Genomic DNA, 17,239 nt, shown 5'->3' with positions numbered 1-17,239 from the left:
ATATACTATATAAAAAAAGCCTCTTAATTTTTTAAGAGGCTTTTTTTTGTGCGTAAAATTTTAATTTTAAAAATCTAGGTCAAATGTTCTTCTCAATAGGTCTACTGCAGGGTTTTTCTCTACTAGTTTAGAAAATTTATCTTGGTCTGTATAAACGTATTTTTTAGTAACGCTTTTATCGACGGCTATTTTAAAATCTATAAGGTAATTATTGAGTTCTCGTTTTAAATATTCTAATATCTGACCTTGTGACTTTTCAAGATCTTCTTTCATAGATTGATTAGGGAATCTTAGTTTTATGGTAGTACCTTCTAAAACAGGTCTGTCAGCATTTATTATACTGGCTAGAATAAGCTGCCCTCTTTCTGTTAAATGCTCTACATATTTTATCCAGACATTGGTTAATTGTTCTTGAGTAAAATCTTCTTCTGGTAGTTTATCATGAACGACTTGCTTACCTTGAATACTTGCAATGTGAACCTTTTTAGCCTCTATTCCTTGTATGGATAGGCCGCTCACCTTTTTCTTGCTCTTGGCAAACAAAGCTTTTCTTGCTTCTTCTAGTGATCCAGACACTGCAGGTGATGGTGCGCTAGTAATAGTGGTGTTGGTTGATTTTTCTGCAGGAGGTTCATTAACTACAGCAGTTTGCTGTGTTGTAGATTGGGTCTGTTTATAATTTCCTGAATTCTCAGTAGGTGGAGAATTAGGAGAGGTTACTTCTGGTGTATTGTGGCTCTCTTTGCTAGATACAGTTTTTGCTGTACTAGTCTGTTGAATCGCTGTATCATTAAAGTGTGTTGCAGGGATGATGTAGTTTACATCATTTTTTTTTTTGCTTCATCAGAGGTGATGGAGGCAAGCTGCATGAGAGTTAATTCAACTAAAAGGCGCTGGTTGCGACTGGCTCGATAATTAAAATCGGCCTGGTTTGCTATTTCTATTGCCTTCCTTAAAAAGTTAAGATCAACGTTTCTAGCTTGTTCTAAGTATTTATTTTTAGTTTGATCTCCTACTTCTAATAATTCGATAGTACGCTCATCTTTGCAGACCATTAAGTCTCTGAAATGTGAGGCAAGACCACTTACAAAATGCTGTCCATCAAAACCCTTAGTCATGATAACATCATAATCTACCAGTAATTGCGGGATGTTGTTTTCTAGTAATAAATCTGTGACTTTAAAGTAAGTCTCTCTATCGAGTACGTTTAGATTTTCAGTAACTGCCTTAACGGTAAGTTCTTTACCAGAAAAGCTAACTACGCGATCAAATATAGAAAGGGAATCTCTTAGCGCTCCATCTGCTTTTTGAGCTATAATTTGTAGCGCATCTTCTTCGGCAGTAATACCTTCTTTAATAGAAATACGCTTTAAATGTTCACGCATGGCGCTTACAGTAATGCGTTTAAAATCAAAAATTTGACATCTAGATAAAATCGTAGGTATGATCTTATGCTTCTCTGTAGTTGCTAGAATGAAGATAGCATGTGCTGGCGGCTCTTCTAGTGTTTTAAGAAACGCATTAAAAGCTGCATTTGATAACATGTGTACCTCATCAATAATATAGATTTTGTACTTACCTACTTGTGGTGGTATACGTACTTGATCTACTATACTTCTTATCTGGTCTACACCATTGTTAGAGGCAGCATCCAGTTCAAATATGTTAAAGGCAAAATCTTCATCGGGATCATATTCTCCACTTTCATGGTTGATCTTTTTTGCTAGAATACGTGCACAGGTAGTTTTTCCTACACCTCTGGGACCAGTAAATAACAATGCTTGTGCTAGGTGATTGCTTTTAATTGCATTCTCTAGTGTCTGTGTAATAGCGCCTTGACCTACGACATCTTCAAATGTCTCAGGGCGGTATTTTCTAGCTGATACTATAAATGGTTCCATAGGTCAAAGATACTTTGCTATGATCGTATAGCCTTACTTTCTAAGAGTATAATTTCTGTAAATTATCAACATTTATTAACTAGTTTTGCAGCATAGCAGGTCGCCTTATCGATCTTGTGTAAACAAGGTAGGAAAGTCCGGACACCGTAGGATAACATAGCGGCTAACGGCCGTCGTTTTGTTTTCACTTTTGTGTAAACGAGATAGGACAAGTGCAACAGAAAGTATGTACAGGTAATGCTGTAGTGAAACCAGGTAAACTCTATGTGGTGAAATGTCGCGTAAATCAGAGCTCGAGCGCTATCCGCGCGATTCTGAAGGGTAGGCAGTTTGAGATAACAAGTAATTGTTATTCTAGATAAATGATGAGGTATTCAAGCAATTGAAGAACAGAATCCGGCTTATAGACCTGCTATTTTTATATTTTAGAATTACGTTCTTTAATTCCAGCTATGATATCACTTACTTGATCCATAGTAAAATCACCACTTATTTGAAGTCGCCCTCCAGAAATAGGGCCACTATTTACCATCGGTGCGCTTACTACTTTACCGTTAACTATAACGAATAAAGGGCTTTTATTTTGAAATGCTTTTTTTGTAGCTTCATACCATTTATCGTGAGCACTTTCGTGTAACTCTACACTAATTACAGGATCACCTATTGGACTTACTTCTCTTGATAGGTGTTTAAAGTCTCTTGCAACTATAACAGGTGTATAGTTTATAAAGTAAATATTTTTAGGAGAATATTCTAAAGTATGCGATAAACTAGTCTCATTACCGCTTTCTGCATATATTCCATCCACAAATTTATCTGTGGTTTTATTTATATTTTAAGCTTGTTCAACAGTAGGCCCGTTAAGGTGCAGCTCTTTTTTGTTGAAAATACTGCAGCCGTTTAATGTTATAAATAGTAAAATTAGAAAAGTAGACTTTATCATATGAGGGTATTTAAAACTTTTACTTTATTATCTATCCCAACCATCTATTAGGTATTCTTTTTCAATGATTTTTACAGCTGGAAGTATTTCATTGTTAGATTGAAACCATAATTCAAATCTTGCAGGATAAAACTTATCAAATGTACCTTCGTGAATGGCTGTTTCTTCAGAACGCAATTGATATAAATTATTAGTTGCGTCTATAATTATAGAAGTTCGATCCTTAAGTAATTCAGGCATTAATTCTATGTTACGTTCTGTTTCATAGCCTTTTATAAATAGGGTTCCTTTAGAACTAGGTTGGTACCAACTATAAAACGTGTAGCCACTATAACCATCACCTATAACTAATAGGTCGTTACTTTCTTTATGAATATGGTGTAATGAATCTTTCTGTGCATAATTTAAATAGGGTATTGGTTTCTTTAAATACTCATATTTTTCAGGGATTTCATAAGTTCCAAATCGGTGGTCCTGATAAGTATAATAGAAAAATATGCCAATGAAAATCAAGAATATTATAATTATCAGACCTACTATAGAGCCTATTATAATTAAAAATACTTTCAATATTTCACTACTCTTCTTCCTCACTACTAGGTCCATTAAAGAAACTGAAAACGGTACCGCCATAACGGCGCTCGTTATCAAAATGTTCATGACTCGATAGAGAGGTATGCTTTGAATGCTCAATGATTAGTATTCCATCTTCAGATAGAAGCTCGTTCTTAAATACATATTCTGGTAATTTAAGAAAGTCTTCTTCTTCTAGCGCATAAGGAGGATCGGCAAAGATGATGTCGTACTTTCCTTTATGTTTTTCTATAAACTTAAAAACATCTGCCTTGATAGTGTCTATCGGGAAATCTAGTTCTTCGGCAGTTTTTTTAATAAATGCAATACATGGATAGTGTTGATCTACTGCTAGAACGCTACCAGCGCCGCGACTACAAAATTCATAAGCCATATTACCACTACCAGCAAATAGCTCTAACATTTTTATATCATGAATATGAATCTTATGACGCAATATATTAAATAAAGCCTCCTTTGACATATCTGTAGTAGGTCTTACAGGTAAATTTTTAGGTGCCGATATACGACGTCCTTTATGTGTTCCAGATATTATACGCATATGATTTGTTCTAGGTAATTTGGGTAATTTTCTTCTTGAGTTACGTATCGCACGTAGGTGTATAATAGCTCTAAGAGTGCCTCGTTTTTTTCTTCACTACATACCACCATTTTCATGGTCTCTGGATCGAGGTCATTGTGGTGTGTGGTAAACATAGTGTAGTATAAAATGTCTTCTATCGCATCATGAGGGAAAAGATTATGTGCGACTAGTTTTCCTTTGTTAAAAATAGAAAGGTAAAAATGACTGTCTTTTATATCTAGATAAACTTGTGGTTGTAATGCTATGGTAGATTTACTTCTTGCCTCTAGAATACGAGAGCTGTAATGATAGTATTCATAACTTCCATAACGTTCAAAGAAGTAATTATTTATGTTAGAATAGGCTATGTAAACGGTATTTACACCTGTTTCACCCAGGTTTTCATCTACACTTAATACATCTGTCTCAAGAATTCTAGCATTGTATTTAAGGTAATCTGCTGCATGGTCTTCATTGTATAAAAGTGCAGGGACGCTTGTAAAAATGTTGTGGTGGTAGAGTAGGGTAGCTTTCGCGAAAGCGGAATCCAAAAAAGACTCTTCTCTAAAACAAGTCTCAATAATTTGTAAAATCTCAATAGGATTTGCACTGTGCTTAAATTCTTTATGTAAAGAATCTATAATTCCTGTTGAGTTATAGGTATAAAAAGAAAGTCCATCCTGATGAATCAGGACGGACAGTTTCTTTATGGTGTCGTTAGGACTAGTTGTTGTTAGGTGCATACTGTCTCGGCCAGTTACCACTAGTAGTAATCTCATCTAGGCTACCTACAAAAATAGTAGGACCATCGATCGCTTCTACACTCTTAATCTCTAATTCGTCTTTTACTAGTCTTTCTGGTTGATCAAAAAGAATGTCTTTCTTATCTGCTACCGCACGGAAAACAGGAACTCTATTCTCTTTGTCTATTACTACATCAGTTTTAAGCTCTATAGAACCAGGTGTTCCAGCTACTTGATACTTTAATAATTGAGAAACATCTACATCTCTGAAAAGAGAATCTTTTACAGATGTAAATCCTAATGTGTCTGTTATTGTAATTTCTTTCTTATAACCATTAGGGTCATTTGCACGTAGTCTAAATTTAAGGTTACGCTCTTCATCAATTACAGTACTATCACGTTTTTGAGTAAGTGCAAATTTTGCGGTGTCTACAAAACGAGCTAGTTTGTTAATGTCATTTGAATACGTACCAGTAATTGATTTGTGAGCATTTTGTGCTTCACGTAATTTTACTAGTTGACTAACTATTTGCATGTAGCGTTCTTCTTTTGCTTCGGCAAATTTTACTGGCTCTTCGATAGATTTGTAAAGTTTGTACCCAAAGAATCCACTTACCGCTAATAAGGCGATGATAATGATAGGGTGAAACTTTTTAGGAATCTTGTTTATGAATACGGCTAGTAGGATTAGTACTATTAGACCTAAAACAACTGATATAATTAAATTGAACATACTATTAATGGTTTAATGCTATTTTTCAAAGCAAACAAATCTACAATTTTTTTTCACTCATCCTAGCTTGAGATATGAAATTTGAGTTAAGTTTATACTCAGTTTTCCACAATTTGCAATGACACCACAAGAATTTTACAAAGTATTACTATTAGATTTTCCGTTTAAACCTACAAATGAGCAAGATAGAGCGCTAGAGTATCTGGCCGATTTTATTTTAGATAAAAATAAAGATCGGTTATTTATGTTGCGTGGTTATGCCGGTACAGGTAAAACTACCTTAACAAGTACGATTGTTAAGAGTATTTGGAAGCTCAAAATGAACTGTGTTCTTCTAGCACCGACTGGTAGAGCTGCAAAAGTGATAAGTAATTATGCAAATAAACAAGCAGCAACCATTCACAGAGAAATTTACTATCCTAAGGGACAAGGAAGCGGTGGAGTACAGTTTACTTTAAAACAAAATAAGCATCGCAACGCATTATTTGTTGTCGATGAAGCATCGATGATTCCTGATGTTGCTGCAGAGAATAAAATGTTCGGTGGTAATGGTTCTTTATTAGACGACCTTATAGAATATGTATATAGCGGTGTGAACTGTAAATTGATGATTATAGGAGATACGGCTCAATTACCGCCTGTTAAACTAGATGTCTCTCCTGCGCTAGACAGCCAGCTTATAGAACAGCGTTATTTAAAAGAAGTCACAGAAATAGAATTGGACGAGGTAAAACGACAAAGTGAGAACTCTGGTATTTTACTCAATGCGACTACTATACGTAACCATATTCTAGAGGAGAACTTTGACTTTAAATTTGACGTAGAAAGATTTACAGACATTAACAGGCTTATAGATGGTCATGAAATTATGGATGCTATCAATAGTGCTTATGATTTTCATGGACATGAAGAGACGGCTATAATCGTACGTTCTAATAAAAGAGCAAATCTTTATAATGAACAAATAAGGTCTCGCATTCTATTTAATGAAAACGAGCTATCGCCTGGGGACTATTTAATGGTCGTAAAGAATAACTATCACTGGTTGCAACCATCTAGCGATGCCGGTTTTATTGCAAATGGTGATATTGTAGAGGTTTTAGAAATTTTTGCTTTTAAAAACATTTATGGCTTTCATTTTGCAGAGGTAAAGGTGAGAATGGTAGATTACCCTAATATGAAAGAATTTGAAACCGTACTTTTACTAGACACATTAACATCAGAAACTCCATCGCTTACTTATGAAGAGAGCAATAAACTCTATCAAGAAGTGCGTATGGATTATTTAAAGTTGCCTAAATATAAACAGTACAAAGAGATAAAAGAAAACCCTTTCTTTAATGCCTTACAGGTTAAATTTTCATATGCGATAACCTGTCATAAGTCACAGGGTGGACAGTGGGAAAACGTGATTATAGAACAACCCTATTTACCAGACGGACCAGATAAAGGATATTTAAGATGGTTGTACACGGCAGTGACACGTGCCAAAACAAATTTGTATCTTATAGGTTTTAAAAACGATCATTTTATAGAGGATTAATATGTTTGAAATTATTTTTAGCATTTGTTTAGGTGTAGGACTAGCCGCTAGTGCTGGTTTTAGAGTTTTTATACCATTACTATGTGCAAGTCTCGCAGCTTACTTTGACGTCATACCACTTAATGAGAGCTGGCAGTGGGCAGGTAGTCTTACCGCTGTGATCGTACTAGGAGTAGCCGCAATAGTGGAGATACTTGCATATTACATACCTTATATAGATAATTTGCTAGACACTATTTCTGTACCACTAGCCGCCATAGCAGGTACTGCGGTAATGGTAAGTGTCATGGGAGATATGAATCCAGTTTTTACATGGACTATGGCTATTATCGCAGGTGGTGGTACTGCAGCCGCTATTTCTACCACCACATCTGGAGCGAGAGCAATGAGTACTTCTACAACAGGAGGTTTTGCAAATCCCATAGTAAGCACTGCCGAGGCTGGTTTTAGTGGCATGCTATCCTTAGTCTCTATAATATTTGCACCACTAGCTGTCGTAATTGTGTTCTTCCTTTTGATAGGTATTAGAAAGTTGTATAAGAGAATTTTTAATAAGAAAAAGCAAGAAGTCGTTATTAATAGATAATGTTTTATGATAATTCCGCTTTCGCGAAAGCGAGATAAAACTAACAAATAGATATGTTTAAATACTTGAGACCTAAGAATGCTGTTTATCGATTTAGTGAAGATAAAAAAGCACTTTTAATAAATGATAATGTAAAAAATAGATTTTGGTTGAGCATTTGCTTAATGTTTTTCGGAAGTCTTAATCTATTACTGACAGTGAATAATTGGGGTATGTATTTTAAAATATTCAGTTATGCGTTATTGTTATTTTCAACCATAGTAATAGTGGTTATGTTTCAAACTCATACATTAAAGAATGAAATACAAAGGGCAGAGGTAGATTATCTTTTATTTAGAAATAATAAAAGAGTAAAACAAACCATGATTAGACTAAAAAACGGCAAGTATCGTAACGTCATTTTTAATCATGAAGCACATCGTTTAAATTTTGTGCAATTCATGGAAGAGAACGATTTTGAGGTCAAGAGAGTAGAAAGTATATTGCCACTAGTACCGCTCAATTATTAAAAGTGATAATAAAAAAAATGTTTAAAAGCGTCAAAAAACTATTTACAGATAAGAATTCTACAATAGCCTTTGATCCAGACAGGCAATGTTTTGAAATAGATGATCATGCAAAGGGGCAAGTCTGGATGTTGAGAATACTGTCTGTAAGCATGCTGTTTTTCTCGCTTTCAGGATATTTTAAATCTGATAATCTCAATTTATTTTATTTAGTACTTGCTATATTTTTTACAGCTATGTTGATTTTAGGTTTTGTAAATAATAATGCATATGCAACCATACCTCTAGACCAGATTAAATCGGTAAGCTATCGCAAGTCTACAACCAGTGCTACAGGTAGTATCAGGTTAAATAATAAAAGGCGTAGAGTGTTATATCACTATAATTTATCGCAATTTGATGAACAAGTAGAGCTTTTTAAAAGTCATGGTATAGAGATTAAAGAGAAATCATCTTGGTTTTAAAATGAAAAGAAATATTTATAAAATTCAATTGTCAAATGTTATCTAAACTTAAAGATTTATTCAGTTATCAAATTTCTCAAGTCAATTATGATAAAGATTTACAGCTTTTTGAAATAGAAGATAATGTTAAGAAGCAACTAGTTATCTTTCAGGTAATTAATTTATTAATGATATTTTTAGCTATTATAAATTATTTAAATTTTGATGAATTAAATTGGTTAACTGTTACTCCATTAATCATATTTCCTATTCTAGCTATTTTTAATTTTTTTCTTTTAACAGGAAAGTCTAAAATAGCTTTATCTGAAATTAAATACCTCATTTATAGTAAAGGCAATAATTCTATAGGACTAGCAATAAAATTAAAAAACAGAACACGTAGGACTCTTTACGTTTTAGAGCGAGATAAGACAGAAGAAATAGTAACTTTGTTTCGTAATGAAGGAGTTCTTATTAAAAATAAGTAATTTCTATTGTTTTAAATTTTAAAATATCTTTTGAAAAAAATAGCCGTAATTCCAGCACGTTTTGAAGCCAGTAGATTTCCTGGTAAATTAATGAAAGACCTTTGTGGTAAAACAGTCATTATGCGCACGTATGAGGCTGCATTGCACACTGGGTTATTTGATCAGGTTCTTGTTGCGACAGATAGTGATGTGATTTATAACGAGATTATTAGTAACGGTGGAGAAGCAGTAATGTCTCAAAAAAACCATGAAACTGGTAGTGACCGCATTGCAGAGGCTGTAGAGAGCTATGAGGCAGATATAGTGATTAACGTACAAGGCGATGAGCCGTTTACAAATCAAACAGATCTTAAAAAACTGATTGCGGTTTTTGAAAACGATAAGGATCAGGAGATCTCACTAGCATCATTAATGCATGAAATTACTGAAATAGAGGATATTGAAAACCCTAATAATGTAAAGGTAATAACAGATTTAAATAGTAATGCTCTTTATTTTTCACGTTCTGTGATTCCTTTTCCTAGAGACAAAGCTGTTAAACAGCCTGTTTATAAACACATAGGTATTTATGCTTTTAGAAAAAGTGCTTTATTAGATTTTTATAATCAGTCGCCTACACCGCTAGAATTATCTGAAAAGATAGAATGTATAAGATATCTAGAACACGGTAAAAAAATTAAGATGATTCCTACTAGTCACTTGAGTATAGGCATCGATGTGCCAGAAGATCTAGAAAAAGCTAGATTAGAATGGCAACGTCTTCATTAGAATAAGAATGTACTAATAAAGGCTCTTACCTAAGTAAAAGCCTTTAAATTCTAAATAATTATTGGGGTAAAATCTTTAGATAGCTATTCCTACCGGTAGCATATCTTTATATTTGTTTCTAAATTTACGAACAAAACCTGCAATTTTAGGATGTGTAGGAACAACTTTTAGTTCTTTTTCATCTCTTATGTTATCAAAAACGCCGGTTAAGAATTCGTTTCTAAAATCTAAATCATCCTCCAGATCTTCTGGTACAATGTATTTAGTTAAGAATATTTTTCTCTCTTGTTGAGAATATTCAATTTTTGCAAAAATATCGCCTTTGCGACATTCATACTGACGCAAAAAAGCATTGTCAGTAATTTCTAGAGTAGTAGAAGGTTCCATATTCTTTTTTTTAACTCATTTAATATCTAAAAAATAGATAAGCACTAATATTTAAAAGTTAACTTTATGGCTGATTAGTGTCGTGAGTAAAAATTTTCACTTAATATCTTGTAAAGATACCTTAAAATTTGTGTCATAAAACCATTAAAAATGTTAAAGCGCTGAAATGACAGCGTTTCCTTAAATTATGAAGCATGTTTATTTAATGCCAGGTATGGCAGCTTCTCCATTAATTTTTGAAAATTTAAAATTACCAGAGAAAGATTTTACCGTCCATAAACTAGAATGGATTATCCCTAAAGTGAAAGAACCTCTGAGGGATTATGTAACGAGGTTGTTAACGCATGTTAAGCATGAAAGTCCTGTGTTGATAGGGGTTTCCTTTGGTGGTGTTATAGTTCAAGAAATGGCCAAACAGATAGATGTAGAAAAAGTTATTTTAATATCTACTGTTAAATCAAAGAAAGAATTTCCAAGAAGAATGCGTTTTTCTAAAGCGACTGGACTTCATAAAATATTACCTACTAGACTGGTAGAAAATTTTGATTTACTCGTTAAATATAATCCTGGTTTTGCACCTAAAAAGATAGAACTTTATAAAAAATACCTTTCAGTTAATAATAGAATATACCTTAATTGGGCCCTAGATACTATCTTAAATTGGGAACAAGAAGAGGCACTTTTAAATTCCATACACATTCATGGTGATGAAGATCCCATTTTTCCTATTAAATATATAAAGGACTGTATTATCGTGCCCGGTGGTACACACATTATGATTATTAATAGATTTAGGTGGTTCAATGAACATTTACCAGATATCATACTTTCTTAAAATATTATAAAGCTTAACTGTTTGTAATGCTTTAATACTCGCATGTTTTATATCTTTAACCCATAATTATAGTTAGATATGAAAAAGATATTTTTAGGAGCAGGAATCGCAGTTGTTTTTATATTCACCATAGGTGCCATACAACAGGATGGTGATTCTAGCAGTGCATCTAGCACCACAAATTCACAAAGTACAACAACAGCTGCCACCAGTTATAAAAGTAATGATAACGATAAAAGAGTAGAAGATTATAACGTGTACAGTGTACAATTGCCTAAGAGTCTAGACTTTGCAGGAGAGGCTGTGCCATTGCACCAGCCAGATATAAGAGAACGAGTAGATAGAGAGTTTTTAGTAAATACTTACTGGCAATCTAACGGTATTTTACTTATAAAAAGAGCTCAAAAATACTTTCCTATTATAGAACCTATTCTAGCAGAAAATGGTGTGCCAGATGATTTTAAATATCTAGCAGTTATAGAAAGTGGATTACAAAACGTTACATCTCCAGCAGGAGCAAAAGGTTTCTGGCAAATCATGAGAGGTACAGGAAAAGAACTAGGTCTAGAGGTTAATGATAATGTAGACGAGCGTTACCACCTAGAAATGGCTACTAAGGCGGCTTGTGATTATCTTAAACAAAGCAAAGAAAAATTTGGCAGTTGGACACTTGCAGGTGCCGCTTATAACGCAGGTAATGGAGGTATTAATAAACAATTAAATGCCCAAGATGTTTCTAGTTACTATGACCTACTTTTAGGTCAAGAAACAGGTAGATATGTTTTCAGAATATTAGCTATTAAAGAGATCTTGAAAAATCCTAAAAACTTTGGTTTTAATGTAGATCCTAGTCATGGTTATGACACCATACCTACTAAGAATGTTTTAGTAGATTATCAGGTAGATGACCTTTCCGCTTTCGCGAAAGCTAACAACATCAACTATAAAATTCTTAAAATTCACAATCCGTGGTTAAGAGAGCCTAAACTGAATAACAAATCAGGTAAAGAATACTTAATCCAAATTCCTGAAGAGGGATATTATAACTAAATTATGTTAGACTGGTTTCTCTCTAACTGGTTCATGGAGCTACTAATTATAAATTATGTGGTTGCATTAGGTGCAGCTTTTTTTCTAATACGTAGCAATCAAAACCCTAGAAAGACGCTATCTTCTTTACTATTTCTGATCACCTTTCCATTTGTAGGTCTTGCGATCTATTACTTTTTTGGAATGGAATATAGAAAGTCTAAAATTTTTAAGCGCAAAGATCTAGCAGGACATCACCTAATTAAATCATGGGAGAAACGTTTACATCTATCAGATCAAAAATTATCAGAGTACGAAGATGATTTTTTAGATAATCGTGTAAAGCTAGTCAGGTTATTAAATCAAAATCAATCGTCTTCATTAACTCTTAAAAATGACCTTAAAGTTCTTATTAACGGAGAGAACACCTTTAAATACATTTTTGAAGACTTAGATAAGGCTACAAATCATATACACCTCGAGTACTTTATTATTAAAGACGACCTTATAGGTAATGCATTTATAAATAAATTGATAGATGCTAGAAAAAGAGGTGTAGAAGTAAAGCTTATCTACGACTCGGTAGGTAGCGATTTATCCCGTAAGGCAAAAGCTGAAATGCGAGCAGCAGGAATTGATTTTCATGCATTTATGCCTGTTATATTTTCTAACTTTACTCGTAAGGCTAACTATCGAGACCATCGCAAAATATGTATCGTAGATGGACACATAGGCTATTTAGGTGGTGTAAATGTAAGTGATGATTATGTAAACACAGTAGACGATTCTAGTGAGGATTACTGGAGAGATACTCATTTAAGAATAGAAGGACACGCTGTAAAAACCATGCAAGCGCAGTGGTTGCTTAACTGGTATTTTGTTAGCGATCATATAAATGAAAAAACCATCATTGAGTTGCCAGACAGCTATTTTCCAGAGATAGATGAAAAAGTAAATAAAGCAGTTCAAATAGCGGCTAGCGGTCCAGATACCGATTGGGCTAATATTATGGAAGCTATTTTTATAGCCATTACTACGGCTAGTCATAATATTAAAATTACCACACCTTACTTTATTCCTAATGAGGCTATTTTAACAGCATTAAAAAGTGCAGCGAGAGCAGGAATAGAAGTAGAGATTATGGTGCCTAAAAAAGGAGATAGTTGGGCAGCAAGATTTGCCAGTCGTTCTTATTTTAGAGAAATATTAGAAAGTGGTGCAAAAATTTACTGGTATCATAAAGGCATGTTGCACGCAAAAACCATGGTGGTAGATGAGGAATTCTCAACAATAGGGACTTCAAATATGGATTATCGCAGTTTTGACATCAATTTTGAGATTAATGCACTTATTTTTGACAAAGAAATATCTCATGAATTGAACAATCAGTTTAAGTTAGATCTAGAACACTGTGAAGAAGTGGTCATAGTTAAATGGCTTAAAAGAAATAAATGGAATAAAATCAAAGAGTCTTTTTGTCGATTGTGGGCTCCTTTATTATAAATATGAAAAGAAAAAAAATGACGTTAGAAATTATATTGCTCTTATTGTTATTAGGTTTACTAGCAGGATTTTTAAGTGGAAGTGTAGGAGTAGGTGGTGGTGTTATTATGGTACCACTCGCTATTTGGTTTTTAGGATATAGCCAGCACCAGGCGCAGGGAATGAGTCTAGCAGTTCTAGCAGTCCCAGTTACATTACTTGCTGCTTATACATACCATAAAAATGGATTACAAGTTAATGAAGGTCTAGACTGGCGTTATGTCCCTTTTATCGCAGTTACCTTTGTAATAGGTGGTTACTTTGGGTCTAAGTTAGCTCTTAACATTGATCAACAATTATTGAAAAAGATATTTGGAGTTATACTAATTATAGTGGCTATAAAAATGATCTTTTTCTCTAGTGCAAAAGGTGTTAGTTAAGAAAATTCTAACATTTTTAAAAGACTAAATCACCGACATTTACAGACTTTAAATATTAAAAATTATCACAATGAAAAAATTATTATTTGTTTTGAGCTTAATGCTTGTGGCTACAACAGTTAACGCTCAGATCGAAGCTCCACAACCTAGTCCTAGTGCAAAAACAGTACAAACTGTAGGACTTACAGAGGTTACTTTAGATTATTCTAGACCAGCTAAAAGAGGTAGAGATATCTTTGGTGATTTAGTACCATTTGAGACATTATGGAGAACCGGCGCAAACGCTAACTCTAAAATAACTTTTTCAGACGATGTTAATTTTGCAGGAACTGATGTAAAGGCAGGAACTTATGCTGTTTTTACAAAGCCAGGTAAAAAAGAATGGACAGTAATGTTATATAGCGACACATCTAACTGGGGTACACCAGAAAAATGGGATGATTCTAAAGTTGTTGCTACTACTACAGTAGAGGTTTCTAAACTTAAAAATGCTCAAGAAAGCTGGACTATGGCAATTAACGAGCTTACTATGGATGGTGCTCACTTACAAATGATGTGGGATGAGACTATGGTTGCTGTTCCATTTACAGTACCTACAGCTGCAAAAACGCAAGCTAGTATTGATAAAGTAATGGCAGGACCAGCTGCAAACGATTATTACAGCGCTGCTACATTTTACTTAGATGCAAATAAAGATCTTCCACAAGCTCACCAGTGGATTACAAAAGCAGTAGAAGCAAATCCAGACGCATTCTGGATGCACAGAAGAAAATCTCTTATCGAGGCAAAGATGGGTAACAAATCTGCAGCAATTGCGAGTGCAAAGACATCATTAGAATTAGCAAAAAAAGCTAAGAATGCTGACTATGTAAAACTAAATGAAGACAGCCTTAAAGAATGGGGCGCAAAGATGTAATTATCTTTTATTACATACCGCTTTCGCGAAAGCGAAACATACATCAAACCGTCCAGAATATTTCTGGGCGGTTTTTTATTTTTAAACGCAACCTTTTTAACTGTTCCATACTTATAAGTATAATTACATTTATAATCTATTTGAATTAACCAATCTTGAAATTAAACGAACTTCTCAAATTATGTAAAAAGGATGATATTAGAGCTCAAAAAGAGCTCTATAATATCTATAAAGACCGACTCTTTGTTCTTAGCTTAAAGTACAGCAGAAATAGAGAAGAAGCAGAGGATAACCTGCACGATTCTTTCATGGTTATTTTTACTACTATTAAAAAGTACAAAGGTAAAGGCAGTTTTGAAGGATGGATGAAACGTATAGTCATTAATAAAGCGATTACTTCATTTAAAAAGCAATCTAAATTTAACGTGCTTATCAATGAAGAAATAACTGAAGACGTGATGGTGGAGGAGACAACTCTAGATCAAACTTCTTTACAAGTAATACTTAATGCAGTGCAAAATCTTCCAGATAGATATAGAATGGTCTTTAATCTATACCAAATGGATAATTACACACATAAAGAAATTTCTGAAATGCTTGATATTACAATAGGTACGTCAAAGTCTAATTTACATAGAGCAAAGGTTATCCTTAAAGAAAATCTTCAGAAATTAAATGTTAACTCAAAAAATGGATCTTATGGGAACTAAGAAAGAAATAGGCTCTGTAATAAAAAACCAGTTGGACTCATTGAATGTTACTCCTAGCGAGCAGTTATGGGATAGACTGGAAGAAAGTTTACAAGAAAAAAAGAAAAGAAGAATATTACCTTTTTGGTTTTGGTACGGGACTGTAGGTACATTACTTATAGGTATTTTATTAGGTGGTAGTTTTTATCACTTCTCATCAGTATATAATTCTAAGCATGAAGTGTCTAGTAAGGAGACTAATGTAGAAAGTTCTATTTCAGAAAAACAAACGCTTGAAAATGAAGATCCTGACTATCTGTTAAAAGAAACTACTGATAATAACTTAAATGAAAGTAATCACCTACCAGGCGTGTCTGATTCTTACAACGATGCGATTGCAATTTCTATGGATGACGATGTGGATAAGAAAGCAAATACTGATGCAGCTTCTTATTCTCAAAATAATTCCAACTCATATTCAAGATCTAGTGCTCCTATAGCAACTAATTCTAGCATAGCTATGTCCATTCATGAGGATCAAAATGAATATAATCAACCTAATATAGATCAAAATGATTCTGATATTCTAAAAGAGGATTTGAATACTAAACGAGATTTTTCAGATATAGAAAACGCGTTGATTTTGAAAAATAGCACAGAAACAGAGGGTGCTGTAGAAGATTCTTTATCGGTTAATCAAAAGGAGAAACAAAAGAAGAAAAGAAAGCGAAATAAAAAAGAAAGAAAGAAAGACACTATAACTAAACCGTATGTAAGCCCATGGAGTGTTAGTGTTTCTGGGATAGTTAACTCTTATGATAATTTTGGTAAAACATCTTTAATAGATAATAGACTAGATGGAAATCAGGTAAATAGAGATACTAATTTTAACTATGGATTAGCATTTCATTATAGTCCACAAGACTCTAAGCATACCTTAAGAGTAGGTATTAATTATGTGAAATACGGTCAAACGACACAGTTAGAAAACACATCTATCAATTTAGAGCGATTGCAATATGTTAGTTATAAAGCAGACCCTACAGTGGTGAGTGTTTACTTAAGTACTGCGACAGATATAGACATATTTCAAGAGTTTACATATATCGAGTTTCCTTTACAATTAAGGTATTCACTATATAAGAAAAAAGTTGATTTTGGATTAATGGTAGGTGTTCAGTCTAGAGTATTATTAGAAGATAGTATTACATTTAAATCAAACGTGGGAGATCTAGAGGTAGGAGAGTCTAATACGTTATTTGATTTTGGAGTATCTGCACACCTTTCCTTGCCAGCTCGATTTAAGCTATATAAAAAGTTTTACTTTAATGTAGAGCCATCAATTTATTATCATGTGAAGCCTTATGAGGCTGACAATATAAGTACACCGTCAGAATTTAGGCTAACTACTAGCTTAGAATATAAATTTTAATTTGGAATAGCCACCGCTTTCGCGAAAGCGAAACGCACACGAAACCGTCTAGAATATTTCTAGGCGGTTTTTTTATGTCTTACAGGATTATTTTTATTCATCTATTCAAAGTAGGAGTAAGAACTATCTGATAGCTAGATCTAAATGTTATCAATAGGAGAGATGGATTTTATGATAGACTTCTACTGTTACATACACAAAGGTTGTGAAATATAAAAG

Annotated in this window: 19 protein-coding genes, 1 other RNA gene and 1 pseudogene; 14 read left to right on the top strand and 7 right to left on the bottom strand. The window is 33.6% G+C overall.

Annotated features, from left to right (window positions below; genetic code table 11):
* Positions 1-66: 66 nt before the first annotated feature.
* Positions 67-1,901, bottom strand: a pseudogene (locus tag ACJJVJ_RS03575) (DNA polymerase III subunit gamma/tau).
* A 92-nt stretch (positions 1,902-1,993) separates the two neighbouring features.
* On the opposite strand from ACJJVJ_RS03575, the gene rnpB reads away from it, so the two are divergent.
* Positions 1,994-2,321: RNase P RNA component class A (rnpB, locus tag ACJJVJ_RS03570), an RNA gene on the top strand.
* Here the strand turns inward: rnpB and ACJJVJ_RS03565 are convergent.
* The 5 genes from ACJJVJ_RS03565 to ACJJVJ_RS03545 form a co-directional block, all read right to left on the bottom strand.
* Positions 2,320-2,709, bottom strand: a complete 390-nt coding sequence (locus ACJJVJ_RS03565; RefSeq protein ID WP_405369038.1) for a SecDF P1 head subdomain-containing protein — start codon at positions 2,707-2,709, stop codon at positions 2,320-2,322. The two genes, rnpB and ACJJVJ_RS03565, sit on opposite strands and share 2 nt — an antisense overlap.
* 162 nt (positions 2,710-2,871) lie before the next feature.
* The gene (locus ACJJVJ_RS03560) at positions 2,872-3,357 is read right to left on the bottom strand and encodes a hypothetical protein (protein WP_405369036.1); all 486 of its coding nucleotides are present in this window, start codon (positions 3,355-3,357) and stop codon (positions 2,872-2,874) included.
* A 64-nt stretch (positions 3,358-3,421) separates the two neighbouring features.
* On the bottom strand, positions 3,422-3,979 hold the full coding sequence (rsmD, locus tag ACJJVJ_RS03555; RefSeq protein WP_405369034.1) for a 16S rRNA (guanine(966)-N(2))-methyltransferase RsmD: 558 nt from the start codon (positions 3,977-3,979) through the stop codon (positions 3,422-3,424).
* A complete protein-coding gene (locus ACJJVJ_RS03550) occupies positions 3,970-4,779 on the bottom strand; it encodes a DUF3822 family protein (protein ID WP_405369032.1) in 810 nt (269 codons plus the stop codon). The genes rsmD and ACJJVJ_RS03550 overlap by 10 nt, the downstream gene beginning before the upstream one ends.
* Entirely contained in the window at positions 4,724-5,476 is a 753-nt protein-coding gene (locus ACJJVJ_RS03545; RefSeq protein ID WP_245890735.1) for a hypothetical protein, read from the bottom strand. The genes ACJJVJ_RS03550 and ACJJVJ_RS03545 overlap by 56 nt, the downstream gene beginning before the upstream one ends.
* A 118-nt stretch (positions 5,477-5,594) precedes the next feature.
* Between ACJJVJ_RS03545 and ACJJVJ_RS03540 the strand changes: the two genes are divergently transcribed.
* Genes ACJJVJ_RS03540 through kdsB form a run of 6 tightly spaced genes read left to right on the top strand, consistent with a single transcriptional unit; the run spans position 5,595 to position 9,810 of the window.
* Positions 5,595-7,019 (top strand): ATP-dependent RecD-like DNA helicase, encoded by a 1,425-nt coding sequence (locus ACJJVJ_RS03540; protein ID WP_104516316.1) that lies wholly within the window; start codon positions 5,595-5,597, stop codon positions 7,017-7,019.
* 1 nt (position 7,020) lies between these two features.
* Complete coding sequence (locus ACJJVJ_RS03535) at positions 7,021-7,605, top strand: DUF4126 domain-containing protein (RefSeq protein WP_405369029.1); 585 nt, start codon at positions 7,021-7,023, stop codon at positions 7,603-7,605.
* A 53-nt stretch (positions 7,606-7,658) separates the two neighbouring features.
* Positions 7,659-8,114, top strand: coding sequence for a hypothetical protein (locus ACJJVJ_RS03530; RefSeq protein ID WP_405369027.1), 456 nt, complete (start codon positions 7,659-7,661; stop codon positions 8,112-8,114).
* A gap of 17 nt (positions 8,115-8,131) precedes the next feature.
* Complete coding sequence (locus tag ACJJVJ_RS03525) at positions 8,132-8,575, top strand: hypothetical protein (RefSeq protein ID WP_405369026.1); 444 nt, start codon at positions 8,132-8,134, stop codon at positions 8,573-8,575.
* 35 nt (positions 8,576-8,610) lie between these two features.
* Positions 8,611-9,042: a hypothetical protein gene (locus ACJJVJ_RS03520; RefSeq protein WP_405369024.1), complete on the top strand. Its 432-nt coding sequence runs from the start codon at positions 8,611-8,613 to the stop codon at positions 9,040-9,042.
* Positions 9,043-9,072: 30 nt separating this feature from the next.
* Entirely contained in the window at positions 9,073-9,810 is a 738-nt protein-coding gene (gene kdsB, locus ACJJVJ_RS03515) for a 3-deoxy-manno-octulosonate cytidylyltransferase (protein ID WP_405369023.1), read from the top strand.
* Between the two features lie 75 nt (positions 9,811-9,885).
* Here the strand turns inward: kdsB and ACJJVJ_RS03510 are convergent, their stop codons facing one another.
* A complete protein-coding gene (locus tag ACJJVJ_RS03510; protein ID WP_104516328.1) occupies positions 9,886-10,197 on the bottom strand; it encodes an N-acetyltransferase in 312 nt (103 codons plus the stop codon).
* Positions 10,198-10,384: 187 nt separating this feature from the next.
* Here ACJJVJ_RS03510 and ACJJVJ_RS03505 point away from each other — a divergent pair, with 187 nt between their 5' ends.
* The 7 genes from ACJJVJ_RS03505 to ACJJVJ_RS03475 all read left to right on the top strand — a co-directional run bounded on the left by ACJJVJ_RS03505 (position 10,385) and on the right by ACJJVJ_RS03475 (position 17,020).
* A complete protein-coding gene (locus ACJJVJ_RS03505) occupies positions 10,385-11,032 on the top strand; it encodes an alpha/beta hydrolase (protein ID WP_405369021.1) in 648 nt (215 codons plus the stop codon).
* A 78-nt stretch (positions 11,033-11,110) separates the two neighbouring features.
* Positions 11,111-12,082 (top strand): lytic transglycosylase domain-containing protein, encoded by a 972-nt coding sequence (locus ACJJVJ_RS03500; protein ID WP_405369019.1) that lies wholly within the window; start codon positions 11,111-11,113, stop codon positions 12,080-12,082.
* Between the two features lie 3 nt (positions 12,083-12,085).
* Positions 12,086-13,564 (top strand): cardiolipin synthase, encoded by a 1,479-nt coding sequence (cls, locus tag ACJJVJ_RS03495; RefSeq protein WP_405369018.1) that lies wholly within the window; start codon positions 12,086-12,088, stop codon positions 13,562-13,564.
* A 17-nt stretch (positions 13,565-13,581) separates the two neighbouring features.
* Complete coding sequence (locus ACJJVJ_RS03490) at positions 13,582-13,983, top strand: sulfite exporter TauE/SafE family protein (RefSeq protein ID WP_245890736.1); 402 nt, start codon at positions 13,582-13,584, stop codon at positions 13,981-13,983.
* A 70-nt stretch (positions 13,984-14,053) separates the two neighbouring features.
* On the top strand, positions 14,054-14,899 hold the full coding sequence (locus ACJJVJ_RS03485; protein ID WP_405369015.1) for a DUF2911 domain-containing protein: 846 nt from the start codon (positions 14,054-14,056) through the stop codon (positions 14,897-14,899).
* A 155-nt stretch (positions 14,900-15,054) separates the two neighbouring features.
* Entirely contained in the window at positions 15,055-15,609 is a 555-nt protein-coding gene (locus tag ACJJVJ_RS03480) for an RNA polymerase sigma factor (RefSeq protein ID WP_104516337.1), read from the top strand.
* Positions 15,599-17,020, top strand: a complete 1,422-nt coding sequence (locus tag ACJJVJ_RS03475) for a hypothetical protein (RefSeq protein WP_405369013.1) — start codon at positions 15,599-15,601, stop codon at positions 17,018-17,020. The genes ACJJVJ_RS03480 and ACJJVJ_RS03475 overlap by 11 nt, the downstream gene beginning before the upstream one ends.
* Positions 17,021-17,239 lie beyond the last annotated feature (219 nt).

The sequence above is a fragment of the Nonlabens sp. Asnod2-A12 genome (assembly GCF_045063745.1).
Taxonomy (GTDB): domain Bacteria; phylum Bacteroidota; class Bacteroidia; order Flavobacteriales; family Flavobacteriaceae; genus Nonlabens; species Nonlabens xylanidelens.
Note: the sequence above shows the minus strand (reverse complement) of the source record. Positions and strands in the feature narration are given on the sequence as shown.